The following is a 23,094-nucleotide window of genomic DNA, read 5'->3' as shown; positions in this document are numbered from 1 at the left end:
CGAGATCAATTCCCGGCGTTGTAGAAGAAGATGTTGTCGACCAGCAACAGCACCGAGTCGCTGCGCAGGATGATCTGCGCGAGGTGCGCCGTCTCTTTGAGCCCGCCCGGCACCGTGTAGGAACTCAACGGAAGGTCGAGACTGAGCCACTCGCCGAAAACCAGCTGCGGCGGCACCACCGCCACCAGCTTCTGGCTATCGTCGCCGGACGGAACCGGCTCACCCGAGAACACGCCGTCCGCGCCGAAGCTGAACAGTCCCAGACCGAAGAACGTGCCTTCCGGCGCCCAGATATCGATGTGAACGTGCGTCATCGCGGTGGCGTTGATGGTGTTTGCACCGAAGTCGATGACGGCCACATCGAGCGCGGTCGGAATGTTGTACACCTTGACGTTGTCCCCGCTGATCTTGATTTCGGACACACTCGCCTGGCTGAAGGAGGGAGAAAAGTCGGCGGGCCGGTTGGTATACGCGTTGCTGAAGATCGATATCACGTTCGCCGCGGGAATCGTCGGCCGGGGAGCAGGATCGGTCGGCGGGTCGAGTGCGCGGACCGTGAATCGTCCGGCCACCGCGATCGCGCCAAGCTGCGCGGTGATATCGGCGGTACCGCCCCCCACCACGCGGATCCCGCCACCCGACGGCGTGGCAACACTCTCATCGCTCGACAGGAACGTGAAATACGCCGGTGCATGATTCACCTGCAGCGTGGCGGGCGCCGGCACCGTGACATCGAACGCGGTGAACGTCCCCCCGACGCTGAACTGCACGCCGGTAACCGTACCCACATCGTCCTGGCGCATGACCGGGCGCGGGTTGGAAATCGCATCCGACTTCACGAACTCGATTTCATCAAACCAGATATCGTAGCCCAACCCGTTCTCTGGGCCCTCGGAAAAAAAGAAGAGGCCTCTTTCCGGGGTCATGAGTCCGGTGCGCGGGATGGGAAGGATGTGGCGCTGCCACGTAGTGGTCAGCGGGATGTTGCTCACGCTACCCTGGTACGGGAGCGCATCCGTGTTGTCGTTGCCGTATCCGGCGATGTCGAGTGTCGCAGCCATGCTGGCCTTCACCCAGAACGCAACCGCGTTGTACTGCGAGAGGTCGCGGGGAGCGTTGGCGGTGATGGCGCCACCCGCATAGCCGACGTCGGGCACGGCGATCTTTATGGACGCATCGCCCAGGTAATGTTCGTCGGTGTCGACGGAGAGGGCATCCAGCTTGGATCCGGCGAACGCCTGGTAGTCGATGCCGTTGAACACATCGCGGAAAACAACCGGGTCGGTCGGAAAAGGGGCGAGATCGAGGCCGGTGGTGTCACGCTCGCAGCCGGTGATTCCAAGCGGGGCCGTGAATACGACGGTCGACAGCAGCACGGCGGAAATGCGGTTTCTCATGGCGATATCTCCGTACCCAATAGTCGGATACCAGACCGGCGGAGTCAAGTTCGTTCGCGGCGGCGGCACGAAGTTATCGCTTGAATCGCGGCCTCTGGTCTACAAAGATATACGCTTCCCCCCGATTTCCGGAGGGAAGGTCGCGATCTATCAACGGGAGCAACTTCTCAAATGGCAATACGACTGGGGCTGCCCCGAACACCGGAGATGTCGCCATCCGTCGCCGGCGGCCTGATCGAGTGGCGGGGCGACGTCTACTACGGAATCGCCGGATACGACCTGATAGACCCGTTCCTGACCAGCGTGGTCAGTCACTCGGATCTGTGGATGTTCGCGTCGTCGCGTGGCGGGCTGGCCGCAGGCAGGCGGGACTCCGCACATTCCCTGTTTCCGTACGAGACGGTGGACAAGTTGCATGCGTCGCAAACCTGCACCGGACCCACGACCATCGTCCGATGCAAACAGAACGATGACGTCTTTGTATGGGAGCCGTTCAGTGGCGATGGGCGGATGCGCTACGAGTTGGAACGCAATCTGTACAAGCACAATCTGGGCTGCGAACTCTGGTTCGAGGAACACAACCTCACGCTCGGCCTCAGGTTTCGCTACGGCTGGCGCCCGAGCACACGCTTCGGCTGGGTGCGGACGTGCGAATTCGAGAATACGGGAAAGCGCGGGCAGACGATTGAAGTCCTCGACGGCGTTCAGAACCTGCTCCCCGCCGGCGTCAGTCAGGCGTTGCAGGACTCGGCGAGTTGCCTGGTGGACGCGTACAAGAGTGCCGAATGCGACCAGGCGTCGGGACTGGCGCTGTATCGACTCACCGCCAACATTGTCGACCGCGCCATTGCCAGCGAGGCCCTGAGTACCACAGTGGCATGGAAGAGCGACTTCGACGGCGCCGAGACGATACTCGATAGCGGCTGTCGCGAGGACTTCATTCGAGGTCGTGTCACCCCACCCGTCGACGTGTTCAATGGCCGCCGCGGATCCTACCTGCTGCGCGGCGCGATCGAGCTGGCCCCGGGCGCGAACAAACGCTGGCACATGGTTCTCGACTCGCCTGTGGACCACGTTCGCCTGTCACGTTTCCATCAACTGGACCCCGCGAGCACGGGCTTGGCCATCCACGACGATATACGCGACGGCCGCGACCGACTCCGCCGCAGACTCGCAGGATCCGACGCGATGCAGCTGACCGGCGACGAACTCGTCTCGGCCCACCACATCTGCAACGTGCTCTATAACATTGCGCGCGGCGGGTCCCCCTCCGACCACTACCAGGTTGATCGGAACGACGTCGCCAGATTCCTCGCGTCCAGAAACGACCCGGTCGCAAAGCGAAATGCCGCCTGGCTGCGCGATTTGCCCGCGCGGCTGGCGCATCCGGAGTTGCTGGCCAGAGCGGCGGATACCCGGGACGCCGACCTGCTCCGTCTCTGCTACGAGTATCTGCCGCTGGTTTTCTCGCGCCGGCACGGTGATCCGTCGCGCCCGTGGAACCAGTTTGCCATCGTGATGGAGAGCCCGGACGGCTCTACGTTTTATTCCTACCAGGGTAACTGGCGCGACATCTTCCAGAACTGGGAGGCGCTCGCGCGAAGCTTCCCGGAGTTCCTCGAGCCGATGATCGCCAAGTTCGTCAACGCGAGTACGGTTGACGGATTCAATCCGTATCGAATCACGCGCGACGGCATCGACTGGGAGATCAGTGAACCCGACAATCCGTGGAGCTCGATCGGCTACTGGGGCGATCACCAGATCGTATACCTTCTGAAGCTGCTCGAAGCATCGATCGCGCACCACCCTGACAGGCTGATCGGAATGCTGGAGCTCGATCTTTTCAGCTACGCCGACGTCCCCTACGACATCAAACCGTACGCGGACATCATCGCCGACCCGCAGAACACCATTGATTTCAACCATGGCCGGCAACGCAACACCGAGGCCCGCGTCGCGCGGATCGGCGCGGACGGGCGTCTGGTTCCCGACGGCGACGGTGTGCTGCTTGTGAATCTTGCCGAGAAATTACTCGTGCCCATCCTGTCCAAGCTGTCCAACCTGGTGCCCGGCGGTGGCATCTGGATGAACACGATGCGCCCGGAGTGGAACGATGCCAACAACGCACTGGTCGGCAACGGTTTGTCGGTGGTCACAGCGTGCTACCTGTACCGGCACCTGGGCGTGTGCGCGGACATCCTGGAGCGAGGCTCGGAGCGACTGCGACTCTCGGCACCGGTCGCGCGCTGGCTGGATGCCATTGGCGAGGCAATCACCGCCCACGGAGACGCGAAGGACGACGACCGGTCGCGGCGCACGTTCATGGACCGCGCCGGACGGGCCTTCTCCGACTACCGCCGCGTGTATACCGATGGCATGGGCAAGCGCGTGGATGTGGACACGCCGCGCGTGCTGGACGTGCTGCGCGCCGCCACCGAACTGATCGGTATGACCATCCACGCGAACCGGCGTGACGACGGTCTGTACCACGCCTACAACATCCTGCATCTGGGTGACAGTGTGGCTTCCATAACGCGCCTCCCCCTGATGTTGGAGGGCCAGGTGGCGGCACTGAGCAGCGGGCTGGTCGCTCCCTCCGAGGCGGTGTCCCTGCTGAGCGCGCTGCGCGCGAGCAGCCTGTACCGTGCGGACCAGAACTCCTACCTTCTCTACCCGTGGAAGACACTCCCGCGCTTCGCGGACATGAACCGCGTGCCGGATTCCATTCTCGAACACTCACCACGCCTCAAACGCATGCTCGACGACGGTGACAACACCGTAATCACGCGTGACGCAGGCGGACAGCTTCGCTTTCACGCTGCTCTGGACAATGCGGCTTCGCTGCGGGCACGGCTGGTGGACTTCCCACAAGCGGAGGCGACGGCGGTGCTTTCCGCGTACGAGGACGTGTTCCACCACAAGGCGTTCACCGGTCGATCAGGAACCATGTACGGCTACGAGGGGATCGGCTGCATCTACTGGCACATGGTAGCCAAACTGCTGCTCGCGGCGCAGTCGGTTTTCGAGACCGCGCTGCGGGCGGGCGAGGACCGCGCGCTCGTCGAGGCGCTGCGCGCGCACTACTACGATATTCGTGGCGGCCTGGGCTTCATGAAAACGCCGGACGAGTTCGGCGCGTTCCCGCTGGATCCATACTCGCACACGCCCGGGTACGGTGGCGCACGGCAACCGGGGATGACGGGGCAGGTGAAGGAGGAGATCCTGACGCGCTGGGGTGAGCTGGGTGTCTATGTGGACAACGGCGTCATCCGGTTCGACCCGGTCCTGCTGCGCGAGGACGAGTACCTTGCTTCCGACACGCGGTTTGCATACGTGGACGCGGGAGGGAAAGAACAGTCAATCAAGCTGCACGCCGGTTCGCTTGCGTTCACACTCTGCGAGATTCCTATCGTCTATAGCCGCGGGGAAAGCGCATTGATTTCGGTGCGATACGCGGATGGCAGGGCGGACAGTGTAACGGGGAATGCGCTCCCCGCGGAAGTGTCGGCGCTGGTGTTTGCCCGTTCCGGGGTCATCCAACGCATCGACGTCCGTGTGCGCGCCTGACGCCGGGCCGCGGCTCTAGGCGGGGATTGCCCCCGCGGCGCCTCTGCGACGCTCGAGTTCCTGCCTGACCTCGCGCGCGCGCGCTTCCGTAATCGGGTACTTTGCCACCACCCAGATCGCGATACCGGAAGTGACGATGGGAATCAAGATGTCACACAGACGCATGAGGATGATCGTGCGAGGCGACTGGTGTCCCTCCAGTCCGACTTCGAATCCGGTCGCGTTCAACAGGTAGCCGCCGCCCAGCAGCGCCGCGGACATGCCAAGCTTCACCACCCACCAGAATATCGAGCCGAACATGCCCTCGCGGCGCTCGTGCGTCTTGAGTTCATCAACATCGACCACATCCGCGACCATCGACGGCATGAGCGTGAACAATCCGCCAAGGCCAAACGCGAGCAACGGCGCCGGCAGGACCACGAGGATCGGCATGTTCGGGTTGTAGCATACCCACTTGAGGGCATACCCGATCATCGAGAGTCCGGTCGACACGAAGAACGCACGCCGCTTGCCGATTCTGGTTCCCAGCCAGGTTACCAGGATGATCACCAGAAACGTGGAGACCGCACCCACCGTGCCGGCATAACCCGCGTACTTGGCGCCGAGGTTCTGATTGCCGGCTGTCACGTAGTAGATGATCACGTAGAACTGAAATGACGAGATCAGGATGAAGCCGTTGAAGACCATGAACGTGGCCACGCAGAGCTTCAAGAACGGTCCCGATGAGACCGTGACGCCGAATCCCTTGAAGAAACCCACCAGGTTGCGAAGTAGAGCGCTGCCGAAAGAGCCGCTCAAGGCCTCGTTCTTCTCGGCGGCGGCGACATCCTTGAGGCGTTCGCGCAGGAGTATCGCGGGCAGCACGCCAAACACAACCACCACGACCGCGATGATGATCGAGAGGCCGGCGGCGCCTTCGATCTGGTTGGAGAAGAACGCCTTGTAGGTCATGATCCACAGGAACCACGGGGATACCACGTAGGCCAGCTGGCCGATGAAGTTCTGCACCCCCATCAGACGCGTCCGTTCGTTGTAGTCGGGCGTGAGCTCGTAACCCAGCGCGACCCACGGTGTCGCGAACACCGTGTATCCCATGTAGAAGACAATGGATCCCACGAGGAAGTACGTGAAGTAGAAGGTCTGGCTGCGGCCCTCGGGCAGTTGCCACAACAGCGCGAACAGGATCGCGGCGGCGATTGCGCCCCAGAAGATGTACGGCCGTCTTCTGCCCCACCGCGTCGTGGTGTGGTCCGAGATGAAGCCCATCATCGGATCGGTCAGCGCGTCGGTCAGCCGCGGCAACGCACCCAGGAGCCCGACCATGCGCGGGTCCATTCCCAACCCCAGATTGAGGACGATCATCATCCCGCCGCTGGCCGCCGCCAGCAGGTTGTTGACGAAGGCTCCGCCGCCGTACGCGAGCTTTTGTCGAAACGGGATGCGGTCTTCAGGTGCGGTCGTGGAATGCGGCGCCTGGCTCATGTTGCCTCCAAGTGGTCTCGGAATGGGCGAAGCCGCGGGGCTCAGGCCTCTGGCGGCGCCGGTAGGGATCTGGGAGTCGCCATGCTATACCACCCGGGGGGACCGCTCAAGCGGAACCGCGCCCGCCTCAGCCACCGGGTGCCCGGGTCCGGAAGCCCCCATCCGAAACGCCTGAGAGGGGCCAGATTGTGGCTTATCCACGCCCTGACCGGCTTGCCGCTGCGTTCAGTATGGTGTATGATTGGGACCATACCAGCACGGATAAATAGATGAAGCCTGGTACTCAGGCGGCACCGATTTTATGCCACCGGCCGCGAAGTTCATGGAGGCACGCCGGGCCGCGATCGCCCTTAAGTACGACAGTTAGTGAACTTGCAACGCGGAGGATCGTATTATGTCGAAATTGGTAAGTGCTCTATTCCTGACCCTGTGTGTGTTTCTCGTGGTCAGCGCCGTCCCCGTTTCGGCGGACGTGCTCACCAACCCCGGCTTCGAGTCCCCGGTCATCCCTGCGGGCCCGCCGGAGTATTACGGTGCCGGTGATGGCTGGACGTCATTTGGCGGGGGGATCTACACCATCAGTTCCACCGTCGGGGTTCCGCCGAACACGGGAAATCAACTCCTCAAGACCTTCGGTGGTTGCTGCAGCGGCGCGTTTCAGCAGTTCCCCGCCTCCGCTGGTCAGACCTGGAACGGCGGCGTCTGGATGCGCAATGACAGCCTCGATCCCATGGCGGGCGGTCAGACCGCAGCGGTGAATATCGAGTGGATCGCGGCGGACGGAACGACGCAGTTGTCATTCATCAGCAACGGCACGTTCACGGCGGCAACCGCGCCAGTGAACGTCTGGACCCTGAATACGATTACGGGCGTTGCCCCGGCCGGAACCGGGTACGCGCGGCTGGTCGTCATCACGGGTGACTTTGACGCCGCCAATGGTGGTCCCGGCGGCGCACCGTTCTTTGACGATGCGTTCTTCGAGAACATCACCCCGGTCTCGACGGAACAGTCCACCTGGGGTAAGATCAAGTCGCTCTATCGCTAGTCGATGGGGTGCCCGTGAGGGCCTCGTTCGGCAAGCCGGTTGAGCGTTTGTGATAGAGAGACGCCGCCTCCAATTTGGAGGCGGCGTTTCTGCTTTCTGGTGCCGGCGCCGGGGGCGTTTACACGCCCCGTCTTTGTTGCTAGACTCCGGCCCCAATTCACCCGAAACCGGAAACCGAAACAAAGGAAACCAGTGTCGAGACACGATCAACATTCTTCTGCAGGAACGTCGGACACCCAGGCGGCCGTGTCCAGAAGGTGGGCCGGTTTCAACGTGCCGGAATCCAGCGTATTCGGTGGGGTTGACTTCTCGCGGTTGTCCCGGGCCGACAAAGTCGCCCTCTTCCACAGGATTCTGCAGCAGAAAATCCACGGAATTTCTTTCAGCCCATATATTGACGGGCAGGCGCCCGGCAGCGAAATCGGCGAGGCGCAAATACGCGAAAGACTGTCCATCATCCGGCCCTGCGTGCACTGGATTCGGACCTTCTCCTGTGTCGCGGGCAACCAGGCCACGCCCCGTATCGCCCACCAGATGGGGTTGAAGACCATGGTCGGCGTGAGCCTCTCCGACGACCGGGACGCCAACGAAAAGGAACTCGCGAACGGCATCGAGGTCGCGCGGGCCGGACATGCCGACATTCTCGCGGTTGGCAATGAGAACCTGCTGCGCCGCGATCTGCCCGTGGACGAACTGATCGGCTACATCCAGCGCGCGAAGGATGCCGTGCCGGGTGTACCCGTGAGTTACGTCGACGCGTACTTCCTGTTTGAAGACCATCCGGCGGTTGCCGGGGCCTGCGATCTCCTGCTGGTCAACTGCTACCCCTTCTGGGAGGGCTACGCCGCGGAGCACGCGCTGCAGTACATGCGCGAGATGTACCGGCGTGCCGTCCGGGTGGCCAATGGCAAACCGGTCATCATCAGCGAAACCGGGTGGCCAACCATCGGCTCTGCATTCGGGGCTGCGGTACCGTCCAATGACAACGCACTCGAGTACTTCATCGGGGCGTACCAGTGGGCGGCACAGGAGGGCATCGGAATCTTTTATTTCTCGTCGTTCGACGAATCCTGGAAGGTCGGCGCCGAGGGGGACGTGGGCGCCTACTGGGGGCTGTGGGACAAGGATGGAAACCTGAAACATGTCTGACAGCCACGCCACCGGGAGCGGACTCGGCATCGAGTTCGGCAACGCCATCTGCTATTCGGGCTACCGCGAGGGCCAGTCGCCGTTGACCCGGACATATCCGTCCTACGATGAAATTCGGGAAGACCTGCGCATCCTCGACCAGCACTGGCAGTACCTGCGGCTGTACGACTGCACCCGGCACGCCGAGCTGGTACTGGAAGTGATACGCGACGAGGGACTGGACCTCCGGGTGATGCTGGGCGCCGACATGCGCGCCGAACAGAGCAACCCCAACTGTCCATGGGGTGCCGAGTTTGACGAGGCGCAGCTGATTGCGAACCGGAGCGCCAACGACGAAGAAATCGATCGTATGATCGCGCTCGCGAACCGCTGCCCCGACATAGTCTTCGCGGTATCGGTGGGCAACGAGGCCACGGTGGACTGGACCGATCACATGGTGCCGGTGGAGCGCCTGCTTGGATTCGTGCGGCGTATCCGGCAGACCGTCAAGCAGCCCGTGACCTTGTGCGACAACTATGCGCCGTGGATTGAGAAGCTCGCGCCACTCGCCGCCGAGCTCGACTTCATTTCAATCCACAGCTACCCGGTCTGGGAGTTCCATACCGTGGAGGGTGCGCTCGAATACACGCGGCAGAACTACCGCGCGGTTGCCGACCGCTACCCCGGCAAGACCGTCATCATTACCGAAGCGGGCTGGACCACCAAATCCAACGGCCGTGGTATCGAACCTTGGAACGCATCCGAGGAGTTCCAGGCACAGTACTATGGTCAGTTGATAGACTGGAGTAACGAGCGCGGCGTCCTGACGTTTGTATTCGAGGCGTTCGACGAACCCTGGAAGGGCTCCCCTGATCCCATGGAACCCGAGAAACACTGGGGCGTCTTCACGGTGGACCGGAAACCCAAACTCGTGATGCAGGAACTGTTCGCACACATGCAGCCCCGGCGCCCCACGGGAAAAGCGCGGAGATAGCAATAGCTGCCGGAACTCGGCCGCGATTGGAGCCCCATTGAGAACCACCACAGTGATAGTCGGTCTGTGCCTGTGCTGCCTGGCGAGCAGCGCGCCTGCCCAGCAGCAGGACCCCCGTATAGCGGACGTGACATCCCGCGTCATCGACGCGTACGGTGGCGAGGAGGCGTTGCGCTCCGTGCACGGCTATCACGCGAGCGGCGGCCAGCTGGCGATGCAATCAGAGACGCCCATTCGCGTGGAGCGGTGGTTCGCGCGGCCCGACCGGCTGCGCCTGGAGCTCGCGTATCCCGATCACCACGAGACCCGCATTACCGACGGTGCGCAGGGATGGACCGGATCCAGCCGCGAGTCACTGGAGCCCGCCAACGCGATGAAGCTCCAGGCCATGCGGTTGCAGACGGCGCGTCTCGACACGCCGCTGCGATTGCTGGAGCAGAAGGATGAAGTCGAGTGGCGCGACACGGATACCGATGGGCGCGCGGTATTGCGCGTTCCCATCGACACCGGTCTGTATATTAACTACCACGTCGACCCCGACACGTGGCACATCACCCATGTAACGATGGGAATGGCGGGGCCGCCTTCGATGGAGTTTTCCGCCGACTACGACGACTTCCGTGAGATCGATGGTGTATTGATCCCGTTCAAAGAGGTCACATACGCCGGCGGCACGGTGACGTCCGTGTACCAGATGACCGCTTTCGAATGGAATCCGAAGGACCTGGAAGACGAGCTGTCGGTGGGAGCCCGTAACACGTATTAACGAACGGCACTATTCGATGCAAGAAGGACCAATCGTCATTCGTTTCCGTCGGAACGCCGTGGTGCTTGCCCTGGCACTGCTGTCCCTGGCCACACTGACCGCCGTGTCACCCGCCCAGGACAACCATGGCAGCGGCGATCACCAGCACAATGACGATGCAACCATCGAGCACCGATTCAACGACGCGGACGCCTGGGCCGAGCGATTCGAGAGCCCGGCGCGCGACGCCTGGCAGCTTCCGGACAGCGTCGTCGCCACACTCGCCACGCGGAAGGACATGCGGATCGCCGACATCGGATCCGCCACCGGTTATTTTCCCGTTCGTTTTGCCCGCGCGTGCCCGGACGGGTTCGTAATCGGCGCGGACATCGAGCCCGGCATGATCCAGTACCTCAATGACAGGGCACGCCGGGAGGGGTTGGCCAATCTGGTCAGTGTGCTGGCCGCACCCGATGATCCACATCTCCCCATGCCCGTGGACCTGGTGTTCATCTGCGACACCTATCATCACATCAACAATCGCGTGGACTATTTCACGCGCCTCAAGGAACAACTGCGCCCCGGCGGGCGGGTGGCCATCGTGGACTTCCGCCCCGCATCCAGTCTCGGGCCTCCGCACAAACTCGCTCCCGAGGTCGTCGAATCGGAGATGAAGAACGCCGGGTTCGACATTGCCGAGCGGCACGATTTCCTGCCGGAACAGTACCTCCTGGTATTTGTCGTGGCGTCCCGGGATTAGGCTCAGCACGTGCCGCGAGCCGCGACGGGCCGACGGAGCCATTGAACACAAGAAAACGCCCTGCAATGGCGCTCATTGCAGGGCATTCTCATGAGTTTTCAGCTTTGCGGGCGGTTACAACCGGATCATCCTCCCATCATGCGAGGTCGAACCGGTCCAGGTTCATCACCTTGTTCCACGCCGCCACGAAGTCGCGCACGAACTTCTGCTGCGCGTCGGCACACGCGTAGACTTCGGCGAGCGCCCGGAGCTGCGAGTTTGAACCGAACACGAGGTCGACGCGGGTACCGGTCCACTTGACCTTTCCCGTCTTGCGATCGTGGCCCTCGAACACGTCCTTGCCGGCCGCCTTCCACTCCGTGCCCATGTCGAGCAGGTTCACGAAGAAGTCGTTGGTCAGAGTCTCCGGCTTGTCGGTGAAAACACCGTGCTTCGACTGTCCGGCGTTGGCGCCCAGAACGCGCATGCCTCCCACGAGCACCGTCATTTCCGGCGCGGTCAGCGTGAGCAGCTGCGCCTTGTCGAGGAGAAGCGCCTCCGGCTGTTCGATTCCCTTGCGCACGTAGTTGCGGAAGCCGTCTGCCATCGGCTCGAGAGGAGCAAACGAGTCAACGTCGGTCTGATCCTGCGTCGTGTCCATGCGGCCCGGCGAGAACGGAACCTCCACGCTGTGCCCGGCGTCCTTCGCCGCCTTTTCGACGGCGGCACACCCTCCCAGCACGATCAGATCAGCGAGCGATGCTTTCTTGCCACCGCCATTGAACTCCTTCTGGATCTTCTCCAGCGTCGCGAACACCTTCTCGAGCTGGGCCGGCTGGTTTGCTTCCCAGCGGCGCTGCGGCTCGAGCCGAATGCGCGCGCCGTTGGCGCCGCCGCGCTTGTCGCTGTTGCGGAACGTCGACGCTGACGCCCACGCGGTCGCGACCAGCTGGGAGATCGACAGGCCCGACGCGAGGATCTTGCCCTTGAGCACCGCGATGTCCTTTGCGTCGATCGACTTGTGGTCGGCCGCGGGAACCGGGTCCTGCCAGATCAGATGCTCTTTCGGAACCTCGGCGCCGAGGTAGCGCGTTATCGGTCCCATGTCACGGTGCGTCAGCTTGAACCATGCCCGCGCGAACGCGTCGGCGAACTCGTCGGGGTTCTCGAGGAAGTGCTTCGCGATGGGCTTGTAGATCGGGTCCATCTTCATCGCCATGTCCGCGGTGGTCATCATGAGGGGTTGCGTCCCCTTCGAACCGTCCGCGGCAGGCGCCTTGGGTGCGTCCGGCGAGGCGGGCGTCCACTGGTGCGCACCGGCCGGGCTCTTCACGAGCTTCCACTCGTACGCGAACAGGTTCTTGAGATAGTCGTGATCCCACCGGGTCGGGTTGGGTGTCCATGCGCCCTCGAGCCCGCTGGTGATCGCATCGCCTGCCTTGCCGCTGCCGTGCTTGCTCATCCAGCCCAGGCCCTGCATCTCGATGCCGGCGGCCTCCGGCTCCGCGCCAACGAGTGCGGCGTCACCAGCACCGTGACACTTGCCGAAGGTGTGCCCGCCCACCGTGAGCGCGACCGTCTCATAGTCGTTCATCGCCATGCGCGCGAAAGTCTCGCGGATGTCCTTGCCCGAAGCAATCGGGTCCGGGTTGCCATTCGGCCCCTCCGGGTTCACGTAAATCAAACCCATCTGAACCGCGGCCAGCGGGTTCGCGAGTTCGCGGTCGCCGCTGTAGCGCTCGTCGCCGAGCCACTTGCTCTCAGCGCCCCAGTTGATGTCCTCCGCCTCCCAGACATCCTCACGCCCGCCACCAAAACCGAACGTCTTGAAACCCATCGACTCCAGCGCCACATTGCCGGCGAGAACCATCAGGTCCGCCCACGACAGCTTGCGCCCGTACTTCTGTTTGATGGGCCACAGAAGCCGGCGTGCCTTGTCGAGGTTGGCGTTGTCGGGCCAACTGTTCAGCGGCGCGAAGCGCTGCGCGCCGGACGACGCGCCGCCGCGGCCGTCGGCGATGCGGTATGAGCCGGCGCTGTGCCACGCCATGCGGATGAAGAGACCGCCGTAATGGCCGTAGTCGGCCGGCCACCACTCCTGCGAGTCCGTCATGAGCTTCGTGAGGTCCTTTTTCACGGCCTTGAGGTCGAGTGTCTTGAATTCCTTCGCGTAGTCAAACGCTTCGCCCATGGGATTCAGCGTGGGCGGGTTCTGGTGGAGAATCTTCAGGTTCAACTGATCCGGCCACCAGTCCTGGTTCGACCGGGATCCCATCGTCGTGTTGGCGCCCGTCATCGGGCACCGGCTTACTTTTCGATCAGTCATGGCTGCTCCTGATATTGAGTGAACGGTTGCGAGTGGCTCTTGTAATTGGTTGTGAGTGGTCGCGTGGCTTGTCGCGCTAATGCTGACACGCCGGACAGCGCCCCCAGTAGATGACTTCGGCTTCGTCGATCTCGAACCCGTGGTCCTCGCTGGCGGTGAGGCAGGGTTTCGCGCCGACCGCGCAGTCGATATCAACCATCTTGCCGCAGCTCCGGCAGATCAGGTGGTGATGGTTGTCATCCACCCGATCCTCGTAGCGGGCGGCAGATCCCGACGGCTGAATCCGGCGGATGAGGTTCTTGTCGACCAGGACACCGAGCGTATCGTAAACGGCCTGGCGGGAGATCGATCCGATGACTGCCCGGACGTCTTCGGTCAGTTCGTCGGCCGTCGCGTGGGGGTGCGAGGCCACGGCCCGCATGACGGCCAATCGTTGCGCCGTCACCTGCAGCCCGTGCCCGCGAAGCAGTGGTTCCATTTCCCGCGACATGGAACACAGGCTAGCGTTAATTCTGGACTTTGTCAATTCTTGGATTGAGCCGACTTTATTGCCGAACGGAGCAGCCGCCCGCCGTACGCGCCGACCAGTGCGAAGGCGATCGCGACGATGGAGGCAGGGTTATGCGTGGTGAGGATTCCATAGAGCGGTATCCATGCGCCGACCGCCAACGCGAGCAACCACGACCGGCGGTAGCCGAGCACCGAGAGCAACCCCGTCGTCAACACGAGCATACCAACGGAAATGCCCGTGTCATCCCAGCCGGGCCGCGAATCGATGTAGGCGATGCTCACTCCACAGACGACTGCAATCGTAAGAAGGGCCTTCTGCATGGAGCCTCATCCTTTCCGAATGGAGCGTCGAACGAGACGCTCCTACTTGAACTTGAAGATGATTGGGAACAACGCCACCACGATCCACGCCCAGATCCCGTACGCGGGAAGGTAGGCCGTCTGCCAGCGCTCGAGTTGCGTGAACGGAGCGCGCCTGGTCAGGAACCGCGCGTAGAGCACGGCCGACCAGCCGAGATTGACGAGCAGCAGGATATTCAAGCCGAGCGCCGCCGTCTTGTTGGGGCTGAAGCCGAACTGCGACGTCCGTGCAACCATCGCCCACAGCGCGAGGGCATCGACGACCAGAGCGCACAGCACGAGCAGCAACCGAAGCCGGTCGAACGTTCCGGGAGCAGCTTGCGAGTCGCGCGCGGAGATTGCGTACAGCAGCAGGCCCAGCACGAGCACCAGCAGCAGGTCGAATCCGATCAGCACTTCCCGTCCGACGTCAATCGCGTTGCCCGTCCAGATCATGGTCACGACGAATACGAGCAGCAGCAGCGCAAAGAGCGGTGTGAACAGCATCGTCAGCACGGGTGCCATGTTCTCGATGACGCCCTGCTTGGCTTCCACCAGCCACGCGGCGATGATAACCGCGCCCGCCGCACCGCACGGAAAGATCCAGCCCTGGATCAGCGGCTCCGCACTCAGGCCGATCGCATTGAACACGAACACCGTAAACAGGGTGAGGACGCCGCCACCAAGTGCGATGAGCGTGTAGTAGATGAACCATTCGCCCGAGAAGCGCACGAAGTGCATGCGCTGTTCATGGCTGCGCCACAGCCCGCCGACATACGCAAGACCGATGGTCAGCCACAGCGCGATGGGCAGGTGGATCGCGGCCAGCACCTGCGTGTGCCCTCCCGGCACGAAAGGCAGGAGGTTTACGATCAAACCCCCGGCAACAAATGGAACAGCCAGCCGCAAGCAGGCGCTGGCTTGCATGCCGCGTTTGAGCGCAAAGAACCCGGCGAGGAAGGGCAGGACGAAGAGGCTGAGATTGCGGAGATAGAATGACGTGTCTGCGCCGTCACCCGAAATGCGCAGGCCGAAGAGCTCGGGAATCTTGAGCGCGACGGCCGCGGTGATTCCCAGACCCACCGCCGCGACGGTATCCCGGTGCGCACGCGGCGAAACATCGCCGGCACCCGGTGAGACTACCAGCTGTTTCCAGAGGCGCTCGGAGTACTCGTTTGCAAACTCGCGCGAAACGGAATCCATGTTGCCCAGCCGCTTGACCGCGACCAGGAACGCCTCGTCATCGTCCAGACCGGCTTTGTGCAACGCGTCCACCTGGCTGCGCAGATGGTCTTCGAGCTCATCAACGTCGGCGGCACGAACCGCCTGACGTTTCAGGAAGTACTGCCGCCATTCCCCGATGCGTTCTTCCAGCAGGAACCCCACGTTCACGGTCTTCTCTTCTCCGTTGCAGCCGGTCAGGCGGGTTGCGCCCCGGGGTCGGCCACCATTTTCCAGATACCACGCATGGCCTCGTCGACCACCTGCCACTGGCGGCGCTGGCGGTCGAGCTGCTCCACCCCGGCCCTGGTCAGGCGGTAGTATTTGCGCCGCCTGCCGGTCTCCGACTGACCCCACACCGCCTCGACCAGGCCGTTGCGCTCCAGGCGGTGCAGGAGCGGGTAGAGCATACCCTCGGTCCACTCCAGCTCGCCGCCCGACACCTCGGCCACCCGCTTGATGATGGCATAACCGTAGCTTTCACCTTCACTTAGGATGGCGAGCACCAACGGGGTGGCCGACGCGGCAACAAGGTCTTTATCAATGATCATGCCTTTACCTAGTGCTACTATACATTGCAGTTCTAGGTAATAGCAAGGGGATTTTCAGGATCAAGGGTAGCGGGAGGACAACCATGAGCGCTCGCCACCCCGGTCAGGCAACTTCGGGAGGAGGCCGTCGTGTCATCCCGCAGATCGAGGCGAAGCTGACCTGGCTCGACGAGCTGGAGAAGTCGGTTGAGCGTTGAAACGAATCTACGTTGTCGAATCGGCGACCGGGTCGTCGCGCTTGAGCATATAAGGAATGATCGCCAGGGTGCTTACCAGCAGAAACATGACGATGACGGCGATGATGGTCTCTTCTTCCGCCGGCAACACCGTCGTCGCGACCACAAAGGAGATTCCCGGGTGGCGCTGAGCGCTGCCCATGGTGAGAGCAATGCGGGTGCCCTTTTCCGGCCCTCCAAACAGATGGCAGCCCAACAGCATGAAGCCGGTAACGGCGACCACACTGAGCAACCGTCCGTTGACTGCCATGAACCATACCTTCGGCAGGAGAAGCGCGAGAATGAGCACCATGCCGGCGGTCAGTACGGTGCTGCCGATGCGCTCAAGCCAAAGTGCCACGCGCACCCGCCTGTCACCCAGCAACCTGGCGAGGCCGATGCCGACAGCGAGCGGCAGGCCTATCACCCTCAGTAACATGATGGCGATCTCGCTGACGGGAAACCGGGTGTGAAAGTCGAAGACGCGCTCGGCAACCGCGAGCATTGCCGGTACGGCCGCGAGCGAGACGACTGCGGTGAAAACCTGCAAGCCGACGGTATAGTCGCCGTCGGTGTTGGCGCTGGTTCTGGCTCTGAAAACGATGGGCGCCACGGGCGCGACCGCCAACGCCAGCAGGCTGGCCTGGATCGCCGGCTCGAGTGGCAGGCGCCATACCATGAGCAGCGTGCATGCCGGCACGAATACGAACATGGCCAGTACGGCGCGCACTCCGAGTACCGGGCTGCGGAACAAAAGCAGCGTGTCGGCCGGCCGGGTGCGCAGGCCAAGCGCCGTAATGACCAGCATGACGCCTGCGTTGATGATCGGAAGTGCGTACATCAAGTTCATGTGTCAGTTTTCGTAGCCGCCACGCTCAAACATCGGCCTACATGAAGCCGTGTTCGATCATCCATTCCCTGCTGACGAACTTGGAGAGGTAGTTGCGGATCGAGTCGGGAAGAATCGTGATGGCCCGTTTCGTCTTCGGGTAGCGCTTGATGGCCTCGAGCATTCCCCACACCGCCGATCCCGAGCTCCCGCCCACGAGCAGGCCCTCCTCACGGATCAGGCGCCGTGCCATCGCAAAACTGTCATGGTCGTTGCAGTACACCCACTCGTCGATGTGATCGTAGGACAGGACATCGGGAATGAAATCGTAACCGATGCCTTCGACCTGGTAGGTCTTGACCTCTTTTCGGCCGCCGAGGATCGAGCCCTCCGGATCGACACCGACGATCTTGATATTCGGATTCTTTTCCTTCAGGTACCTGGCCACACCGGCAATGGTTCCGCCGGTCCCCGCGGTCAGCACGCACAGATCGAGTGTGTCGCCGAAGTCGTCCCAGATCTCCGCGCCCGTTCCACTGTAGTGGGCATGCGGGTTGTCGGGATTACCGTACTGATCGGGAATGACCGAATTTGGAATCTCCTTGTTGAGGCGCGCGGCCACCCCGATCAGGCTTTCCGGCGAGTCGTGCGGCGCCTCGGTGGGCGTGCGGATGATCTCGGCGCCCAGGGCCTCCATGACCACCTGTTTCTCCCGGCTCATCTTCTCGGGCATGGTGATGATCATGCGGTAGCCCTTCACGGCCGCCACCATGCACATCCCGACACCCGTGTTTCCGCTGGTCGCTTCGATCAGCGTGGTCCCCGGGCCGATCCTGCCGCTCTTCTCGAGTTCCTCGATCATGCGCACGGCAATGCGGTCCTTCACCGACCCGCCGGGGTTTAGAAACTCACACTTGGCGAAAATCTCCGCACCGGTTTCCTTGCCGATACGATTGAGCCTCACCGTTGGCGTATTGCCGATCACCTGCAGAATGTTGTCGTAGATCACGCGTCTATCCTTCCGCTTTCCGGAGTCACTTTCTCATATCCGTGGCCGGGTACCAATGCGGTGGGAAGTATAGCCGAAGCGGGAGGAATGCTGCAGCCCCTACCACGGAGGCCAGCGAAGACCTGATTGGGGGCCGGTGGCCGAGGCTCCTGCGAGCCAGGAGGTGTTCCAGGATGTTCCGCGTCAACGCGTGACGATCACCTTGCGAGTACTGCTCGAACCATTGACCTGGAGTTGAACCAGATACACTCCGCTTCGCACGCGACGTGCGCTGTCGTCCCGGGTGTCCCACGTGAATTCGTGCAGACCCGCGCCGAATATACCATCGGCGATTTCGCGCACACGCCGACCACGCACGTCGAATACGCGGCAACGAACGGAGGCTGCACCCGGGAGCTTGAAGGCCAGTTGAGTGAAATCGCCGGTCTTTGCCATCGATTTGCATTGCTTGCTGGAGCGGGTGCTGGGATTTCGTCATGCACAATAATTGCGAGGATAAGCGCGCGACGGCCCTCATACAACGATCAAATGCCATGAACGGCCCCGGGGTTGTCAGGGGATGGAGACGTATGGTACACACACCCTGTCCCGCGACACACACCCCCAACCAGCGGATTCATCGCCATGTACAACCTGCCCGATTACAAGGACAAGAACCCGGCTGCCATCCAGGCCTTCATCGACCAGCATCCCTTTGCTTTCGTGGCGGGATGCGATGCGGACAACAAGCCGGTCGCCACCCAGGTTCCGGTTTTCATCGAGGAAGAGGCGGGCCGGAAGGTGTTGCGCGGGCACATCATGAAGAACACGGATCACCACCGGGCGTTCCTGCACAATCCCAATGTGCTCGTGGTCTTCACGAGTCCCCACACCTATGTGAGCGGCACGTGGTACAGCAATCCGAACATCGCGTCCACGTGGAACTACATGAGTGTGCACATCCAGGGCCGGATCCGGTTTCTGGATGAGGCCGCCCTGGAGCGCGTGTTGCAGAAGACTTCCCTTCATTTCGAGAAGTACAACGCCAAGTCCCCAACGGTGTACGACAACCTGCCCGACTCATTCAAACAGAAGTACATCCACGCCATTGTCGCGTTCGAGATCGAAATACTCGAGATGGGCCACGTGTTCAAGTTGAGCCAGGACCGGGATGAGGCCAGCTATCACAGCATCATCCAGAAGCTCAAACAGCAGGACGCAAACGGTCAGTTCATCGCCGCGGAGATGGAAAAGCGGACGAAGTCGGTGTTCCCGGACGAGGAAGAAAAGACTCCGTCGGATTGAGCGCCGCTAGATCCCTCCGGAATGGTTGCCAACCGGATTGACTGCGCCTATTATTGGTGAGTGGCCGCTTGAAAGAGACTGCACGTACCCATCAAGCACCCTCAACGCATGGAGCTCTGGACATGGCAATGGTCGAGGTATCGTTTCCCGGCAACAAGAAGGTCGATGCGAAAATCGCCGGACATTCAGTGAACACGGATCAGTCCGTGGAGCACGGAGGCGAGAACCAGGCGCCCGAGCCCTTTCAGGTCTTCCTGGCTTCGCTCGCAACCTGTGCCGGCATTTATGCCAAGTCGTTCTGCGATCAGCGCGATCTGCCGTCACCGCTCAGTCTTGAAATGGACGTCGAGCGCGCGAACCACGGCCTCCTGTCGCGCATCGAGATAGTGCTCCATGTGGATGCCGGTTTCCCCGACAAGTACGACCCGGCCATCATCCGCACCATGGAACTCTGCGCCGTGAAGAAACAACTCCGCGAAGAAATCGAGACGTCAATCCGCGTGGTGCGTGTCGACAAGCAGGGCACCTGACGGCCGCCCGACATCGGGCGAGCACGTTCCTGACGGAGGGGCCCACCTTGTGCTAATGTGTTTCGATGATCCCACGTAAACTCGGACATTATGAAATCGTCGATCAGCTGGGTGCTGGCGGGATGGGTGAGGTGTATCGGGCCAAGGACACCAAGCTGGGTCGGGATGTTGCCATCAAGATCCTGCCGGAGGTCTTCGCCCAGGGGAGCCGGGAACGTGAAGTTCACCGCTGAGGAACTGGCAGACATCCGAACCCGCCTGCCCCAGGAAACCGCCGGAGCGCGTTACTGAGGACAGCGGCTATTGCGCGTTCTGCCCCGCCGGCGGCGCATACAAGAACTCAATACTTACGCGAGAAGATGCATCCTGCTGCTCGCCTTGCTGGCCTTCCCGGGTGGGTGTTCCTCACAGCGAGCGCATCCTGCAGGCCATGGGCGCCCGCGAACCTGCGATCTGGACTTCTCCGGGAGACTCGTCAATAATCTCGCCCGACGCTCCGCAATTTCGACACACGTTCTCTCGAGAGGAAATCACCTTGCGCATCGCACTCCGGCAGGCCGTGCTCACACTGTTCATCGTGGCTGCTGGCGCCACCGCGTCGGCGGCTTCTGATGGTCCCCCCGCGGTGCTGGACGCCGCGACGCTGCATCTCGCCATGGAGAAGCTCACCGTCGTCGGCTCGGTGCTCTACGTGGCGGCTCACCCCGACGACGAGAACACGGCCATGCTGACCTGGCTCGAGAACGAGAAGCTGGTACGGGCCGGCTACCTCTCCATGACCCGGGGCGACGGCGGACAGAACTTGATCGGCGACGAGCAGGGTGATCTCCTCGGCGTCATCCGCACCGAGGAGCTTCTCGCGGCGCGCCGCATCGACGGCGCCGAGCAGTTCTTCACCCGCGCGGTGGATTTCGGGTACTCCAAAGGGCCCGACGAAACGCTCGCCACGTGGGGATACGACGCGGTCCTGGGCGACGTGGTGCGCGTCATCCGAACCTTCCGGCCCGACGTCATCGTGATGCGCTTTCCGACCACCGGCGAGGGCCGCCACGGCCATCACACCGCGTCGGCGCTGCTCGCAGTCGAGGCGTTCGAGGCGGCCGGCGATCCGTCCCGATTCCCCGACCAGTTGCGCACGCTCTCGCTCTGGAAGCCGAAGCGGATCGTCTGGAACTACTTCAGCTGGGCCGCGCCGCCCACGGGCGACAGCGCCAGGCAGCTCCTCAAGATTGATCTCGGGGCCTACAACCCGCTCCTCGGCCGTTCCTACACGGAGCTCGCCGGCGAGAGCCGGAGCATGCACAAGAGCCAGGGATTCGGCTCGCCCGAACGCCGCGGCACGTCGATCAATTACTTCCAGGTCATCGCCGGGGAGCCGGCGGCCACCGACCTCTTCGAGGGTGTCGACCTCTCGTGGAAACGGATCCGCGGCGGGGATGCGGTGGGCAAGCTCCTGGATGAGGTCCACCGCGCGCACGATCCCAGCAACCCCGCGGCGAGTGTGCCGGGGCTCTTGCGGGCACGCGCCGCGCTGGCGAAACTTCGCGCTTCGGCGTCGGCCGGTGATGCGCCGCTCCTCATCTACAAGGCACGCGAACTCGACGGCGTGATCCGCGCGTGCTGCGGGCTCTGGCTCGAGGCCGTGGCCCATCAGCACACACTCTGTCCCGGCGATTCGATTCAGGTCGATGTGACGGCGATCAACCGCTCGAGCGCGGCGCTGCGCCTGGCTGGCGTCCGGTCGGAGCCCGCCGGGCTCGACAGCCCGGCCGACAGCCTTCTGGCAGAGAACCGGCCGGTCACCGTGGCGCTCCAGAGCGTCGTGCCCGCGAGCCTCGACTGGCGCACCACGCAGCCCTACTGGCTGCGCCAACCGATCAAGGGAGGTCTGCAGCAGGTTGCGGATCCGGCGCTCATTGGAACGCCGTGGAACGATCCCGCGCTGCAAGTAACGGTTTCCGTGACGGTGTCCGGGCAATCGATCGACTACACGCTGCCCGTCCTGGTCCGTTGGGTGGACCGGGTGCGCGGCGAGCTCTACCGGCCAATTTGCATCGCTCCGGAGGTGACGCTGGCGCTGGACAAGCACGTCTACCTCTTCCCCGACGGCTCCGCGCGTCCGATACACCTCAGGCTCGAATCGCGCGCCGCGCTCCGGGGCCAGGCCCGCCTCGCACTGCCTTCCGGCTGGCGCTGCGATCCAGTCGCGCAGGAGGTCGATCTGCCCGCGGGGCAAACCCGCGACGTCGTTTTCCAGGTCACTCCGGGTTCGGAGGCGAGCGTGCTCGCGGCCGAGTTCACGACCGGCGACCACACCTTCACGCGCGGCATGACCGTGATCGATTATCCCCACATTCCGATCGTGACCGTGTTCCCGCCGGCCACCGCGCACGTTGTGCGGCTGCCGCTCTCCAAAGTGGGCGAAACGATCGGCTACATCATGGGTCCGGGTGACGACGTGCCTGCCGCCCTCGCCCAGGCCGGCTACGGCGTGACACTCATCGAAGACGCCGAGCTTGCTTCGGGGGACCTCTCCGGGTACGACGCCATCGTCACGGGAGTGCGCGCCTACAACACCCGCGAGGCGCTCAAGCGGAACTCACACCGGCTCCTCGACTACGTCGCGTCGGGTGGGACGCTCGTGGTGCAGTACAACACGGCCGATCGAACTCTGTATCGTGACTTCGCGCCCTTCCCCCTCGAGATCGGTCGTGACCGGGTCACGGTCGAGGAGGCCCCGGTCGATTTCGCGGATCCCGCAAGCCCGCTCCTCGCAACGCCCAACCGGATCACCGCGCAGGACTTCGAGGGCTGGGTGCAGGAACGCGGGCTCTACTTCGCCTCCACGTGGGGACCCGAGTACCACACCGCGCTCTCCTCCGCCGATCCCGGAGAGAAGCCGGCGGCGGGTGGTCTCGTGTGGGCGCGCCACGGCAAGGGGATCTTCATCTACACCGGGTACTCGTTCTTCAGACAGCTCCCGGCGGGGGTGCCCGGCGCCTACCGGCTCTTCATCAACCTGGTGTCGGCCCGCGGATGAGAGAGACGGTGCACCGAACAGCGCCGGCGCCGGACGGCGAAGAGCGGCCGCCCATCGGTGGGAGCTGGCGCGTCCTCTACGCCGTCGTCATCGGGAACCTGGTGCTCCTCATCATCCTCTTCTACGTGTTCACGAGGGCGTTC

At 62.9% G+C, this 23,094-nt stretch carries 20 protein-coding genes; 10 read left to right on the top strand and 10 right to left on the bottom strand.

Annotated features, from left to right (window positions below):
• Positions 1-5: 5 nt before the first annotated feature.
• Complete coding sequence (locus OEX18_00100) at positions 6-1,397, bottom strand: hypothetical protein (GenBank protein MDH4335662.1); 1,392 nt, start codon at positions 1,395-1,397, stop codon at positions 6-8.
• A gap of 171 nt (positions 1,398-1,568) precedes the next feature.
• Between OEX18_00100 and OEX18_00095 the strand changes: the two genes are divergently transcribed.
• Complete coding sequence (locus tag OEX18_00095) at positions 1,569-4,964, top strand: hypothetical protein (GenBank protein MDH4335661.1); 3,396 nt, start codon at positions 1,569-1,571, stop codon at positions 4,962-4,964.
• A gap of 15 nt (positions 4,965-4,979) precedes the next feature.
• Here OEX18_00095 and OEX18_00090 read toward each other — a convergent pair whose 3' ends face one another.
• Positions 4,980-6,446 (bottom strand): MFS transporter, encoded by a 1,467-nt coding sequence (locus OEX18_00090; protein MDH4335660.1) that lies wholly within the window; start codon positions 6,444-6,446, stop codon positions 4,980-4,982.
• Positions 6,447-6,840: 394 nt separating this feature from the next.
• On the opposite strand from OEX18_00090, the gene OEX18_00085 reads away from it, so the two are divergent.
• From OEX18_00085 to OEX18_00065, 5 genes are all read left to right on the top strand, one after another.
• Complete coding sequence (locus tag OEX18_00085) at positions 6,841-7,491, top strand: hypothetical protein (GenBank protein ID MDH4335659.1); 651 nt, start codon at positions 6,841-6,843, stop codon at positions 7,489-7,491.
• A 315-nt stretch (positions 7,492-7,806) separates the two neighbouring features.
• The gene (locus tag OEX18_00080; protein MDH4335658.1) at positions 7,807-8,640 is read left to right on the top strand and encodes a glycosyl hydrolase family 17 protein; all 834 of its coding nucleotides are present in this window, start codon (positions 7,807-7,809) and stop codon (positions 8,638-8,640) included.
• Positions 8,633-9,613 (top strand): glycosyl hydrolase family 17 protein, encoded by a 981-nt coding sequence (locus OEX18_00075; protein MDH4335657.1) that lies wholly within the window; start codon positions 8,633-8,635, stop codon positions 9,611-9,613. Before OEX18_00080 ends, OEX18_00075 begins: the two co-directional genes overlap by 8 nt.
• 37 nt (positions 9,614-9,650) lie before the next feature.
• The gene (locus tag OEX18_00070; GenBank protein MDH4335656.1) at positions 9,651-10,379 is read left to right on the top strand and encodes a hypothetical protein; all 729 of its coding nucleotides are present in this window, start codon (positions 9,651-9,653) and stop codon (positions 10,377-10,379) included.
• A gap of 16 nt (positions 10,380-10,395) precedes the next feature.
• On the top strand, positions 10,396-11,118 hold the full coding sequence (locus OEX18_00065; GenBank protein MDH4335655.1) for a class I SAM-dependent methyltransferase: 723 nt from the start codon (positions 10,396-10,398) through the stop codon (positions 11,116-11,118).
• A 136-nt stretch (positions 11,119-11,254) separates the two neighbouring features.
• Here the strand turns inward: OEX18_00065 and katG are convergent, their stop codons facing one another.
• The 8 genes from katG to OEX18_00025 form a co-directional block, all read right to left on the bottom strand.
• Complete coding sequence (gene katG, locus OEX18_00060) at positions 11,255-13,393, bottom strand: catalase/peroxidase HPI (protein MDH4335654.1); 2,139 nt, start codon at positions 13,391-13,393, stop codon at positions 11,255-11,257.
• Positions 13,394-13,499: 106 nt separating this feature from the next.
• Positions 13,500-13,913: a transcriptional repressor gene (locus tag OEX18_00055; GenBank protein MDH4335653.1), complete on the bottom strand. Its 414-nt coding sequence runs from the start codon at positions 13,911-13,913 to the stop codon at positions 13,500-13,502.
• Between the two features lie 32 nt (positions 13,914-13,945).
• Positions 13,946-14,254 (bottom strand): hypothetical protein, encoded by a 309-nt coding sequence (locus OEX18_00050; GenBank protein ID MDH4335652.1) that lies wholly within the window; start codon positions 14,252-14,254, stop codon positions 13,946-13,948.
• Positions 14,255-14,296: 42 nt separating this feature from the next.
• The gene (locus tag OEX18_00045) at positions 14,297-15,664 is read right to left on the bottom strand and encodes a permease prefix domain 1-containing protein (protein MDH4335651.1); all 1,368 of its coding nucleotides are present in this window, start codon (positions 15,662-15,664) and stop codon (positions 14,297-14,299) included.
• Positions 15,665-15,690: 26 nt separating this feature from the next.
• Entirely contained in the window at positions 15,691-16,044 is a 354-nt protein-coding gene (locus OEX18_00040; GenBank protein ID MDH4335650.1) for a helix-turn-helix transcriptional regulator, read from the bottom strand.
• A gap of 204 nt (positions 16,045-16,248) precedes the next feature.
• The gene (locus OEX18_00035) at positions 16,249-17,109 is read right to left on the bottom strand and encodes a hypothetical protein (GenBank protein MDH4335649.1); all 861 of its coding nucleotides are present in this window, start codon (positions 17,107-17,109) and stop codon (positions 16,249-16,251) included.
• Between the two features lie 37 nt (positions 17,110-17,146).
• Positions 17,147-18,097 (bottom strand): pyridoxal-phosphate dependent enzyme, encoded by a 951-nt coding sequence (locus tag OEX18_00030; GenBank protein MDH4335648.1) that lies wholly within the window; start codon positions 18,095-18,097, stop codon positions 17,147-17,149.
• A gap of 183 nt (positions 18,098-18,280) precedes the next feature.
• Complete coding sequence (locus OEX18_00025; GenBank protein MDH4335647.1) at positions 18,281-18,532, bottom strand: T9SS type A sorting domain-containing protein; 252 nt, start codon at positions 18,530-18,532, stop codon at positions 18,281-18,283.
• A 189-nt stretch (positions 18,533-18,721) separates the two neighbouring features.
• Between OEX18_00025 and OEX18_00020 the strand changes: the two genes are divergently transcribed.
• The 4 genes from OEX18_00020 (at position 18,722) to OEX18_00005 (ending at position 22,951) form a co-directional block, all read left to right on the top strand.
• Positions 18,722-19,381, top strand: a complete 660-nt coding sequence (locus OEX18_00020) for an FMN-binding negative transcriptional regulator (protein MDH4335646.1) — start codon at positions 18,722-18,724, stop codon at positions 19,379-19,381.
• A gap of 122 nt (positions 19,382-19,503) precedes the next feature.
• Entirely contained in the window at positions 19,504-19,911 is a 408-nt protein-coding gene (locus tag OEX18_00015; protein ID MDH4335645.1) for an OsmC family protein, read from the top strand.
• 65 nt (positions 19,912-19,976) lie between these two features.
• Positions 19,977-20,144: a hypothetical protein gene (locus OEX18_00010; protein ID MDH4335644.1), complete on the top strand. Its 168-nt coding sequence runs from the start codon at positions 19,977-19,979 to the stop codon at positions 20,142-20,144.
• A 302-nt stretch (positions 20,145-20,446) separates the two neighbouring features.
• Positions 20,447-22,951, top strand: coding sequence for a PIG-L family deacetylase (locus OEX18_00005; protein MDH4335643.1), 2,505 nt, complete (start codon positions 20,447-20,449; stop codon positions 22,949-22,951).
• The last annotated feature ends 143 nt before the right edge of the window (positions 22,952-23,094 follow it).

The sequence above is a fragment of the Candidatus Krumholzibacteriia bacterium genome (genome assembly GCA_029865265.1).
Lineage (GTDB): Bacteria > Krumholzibacteriota > Krumholzibacteriia > WVZY01 > JAKEHA01 > JAKEHA01.
The sequence above is the reverse complement of the archived record's forward strand: the minus strand, read 5'-3'. Positions and strand labels throughout refer to the sequence as shown.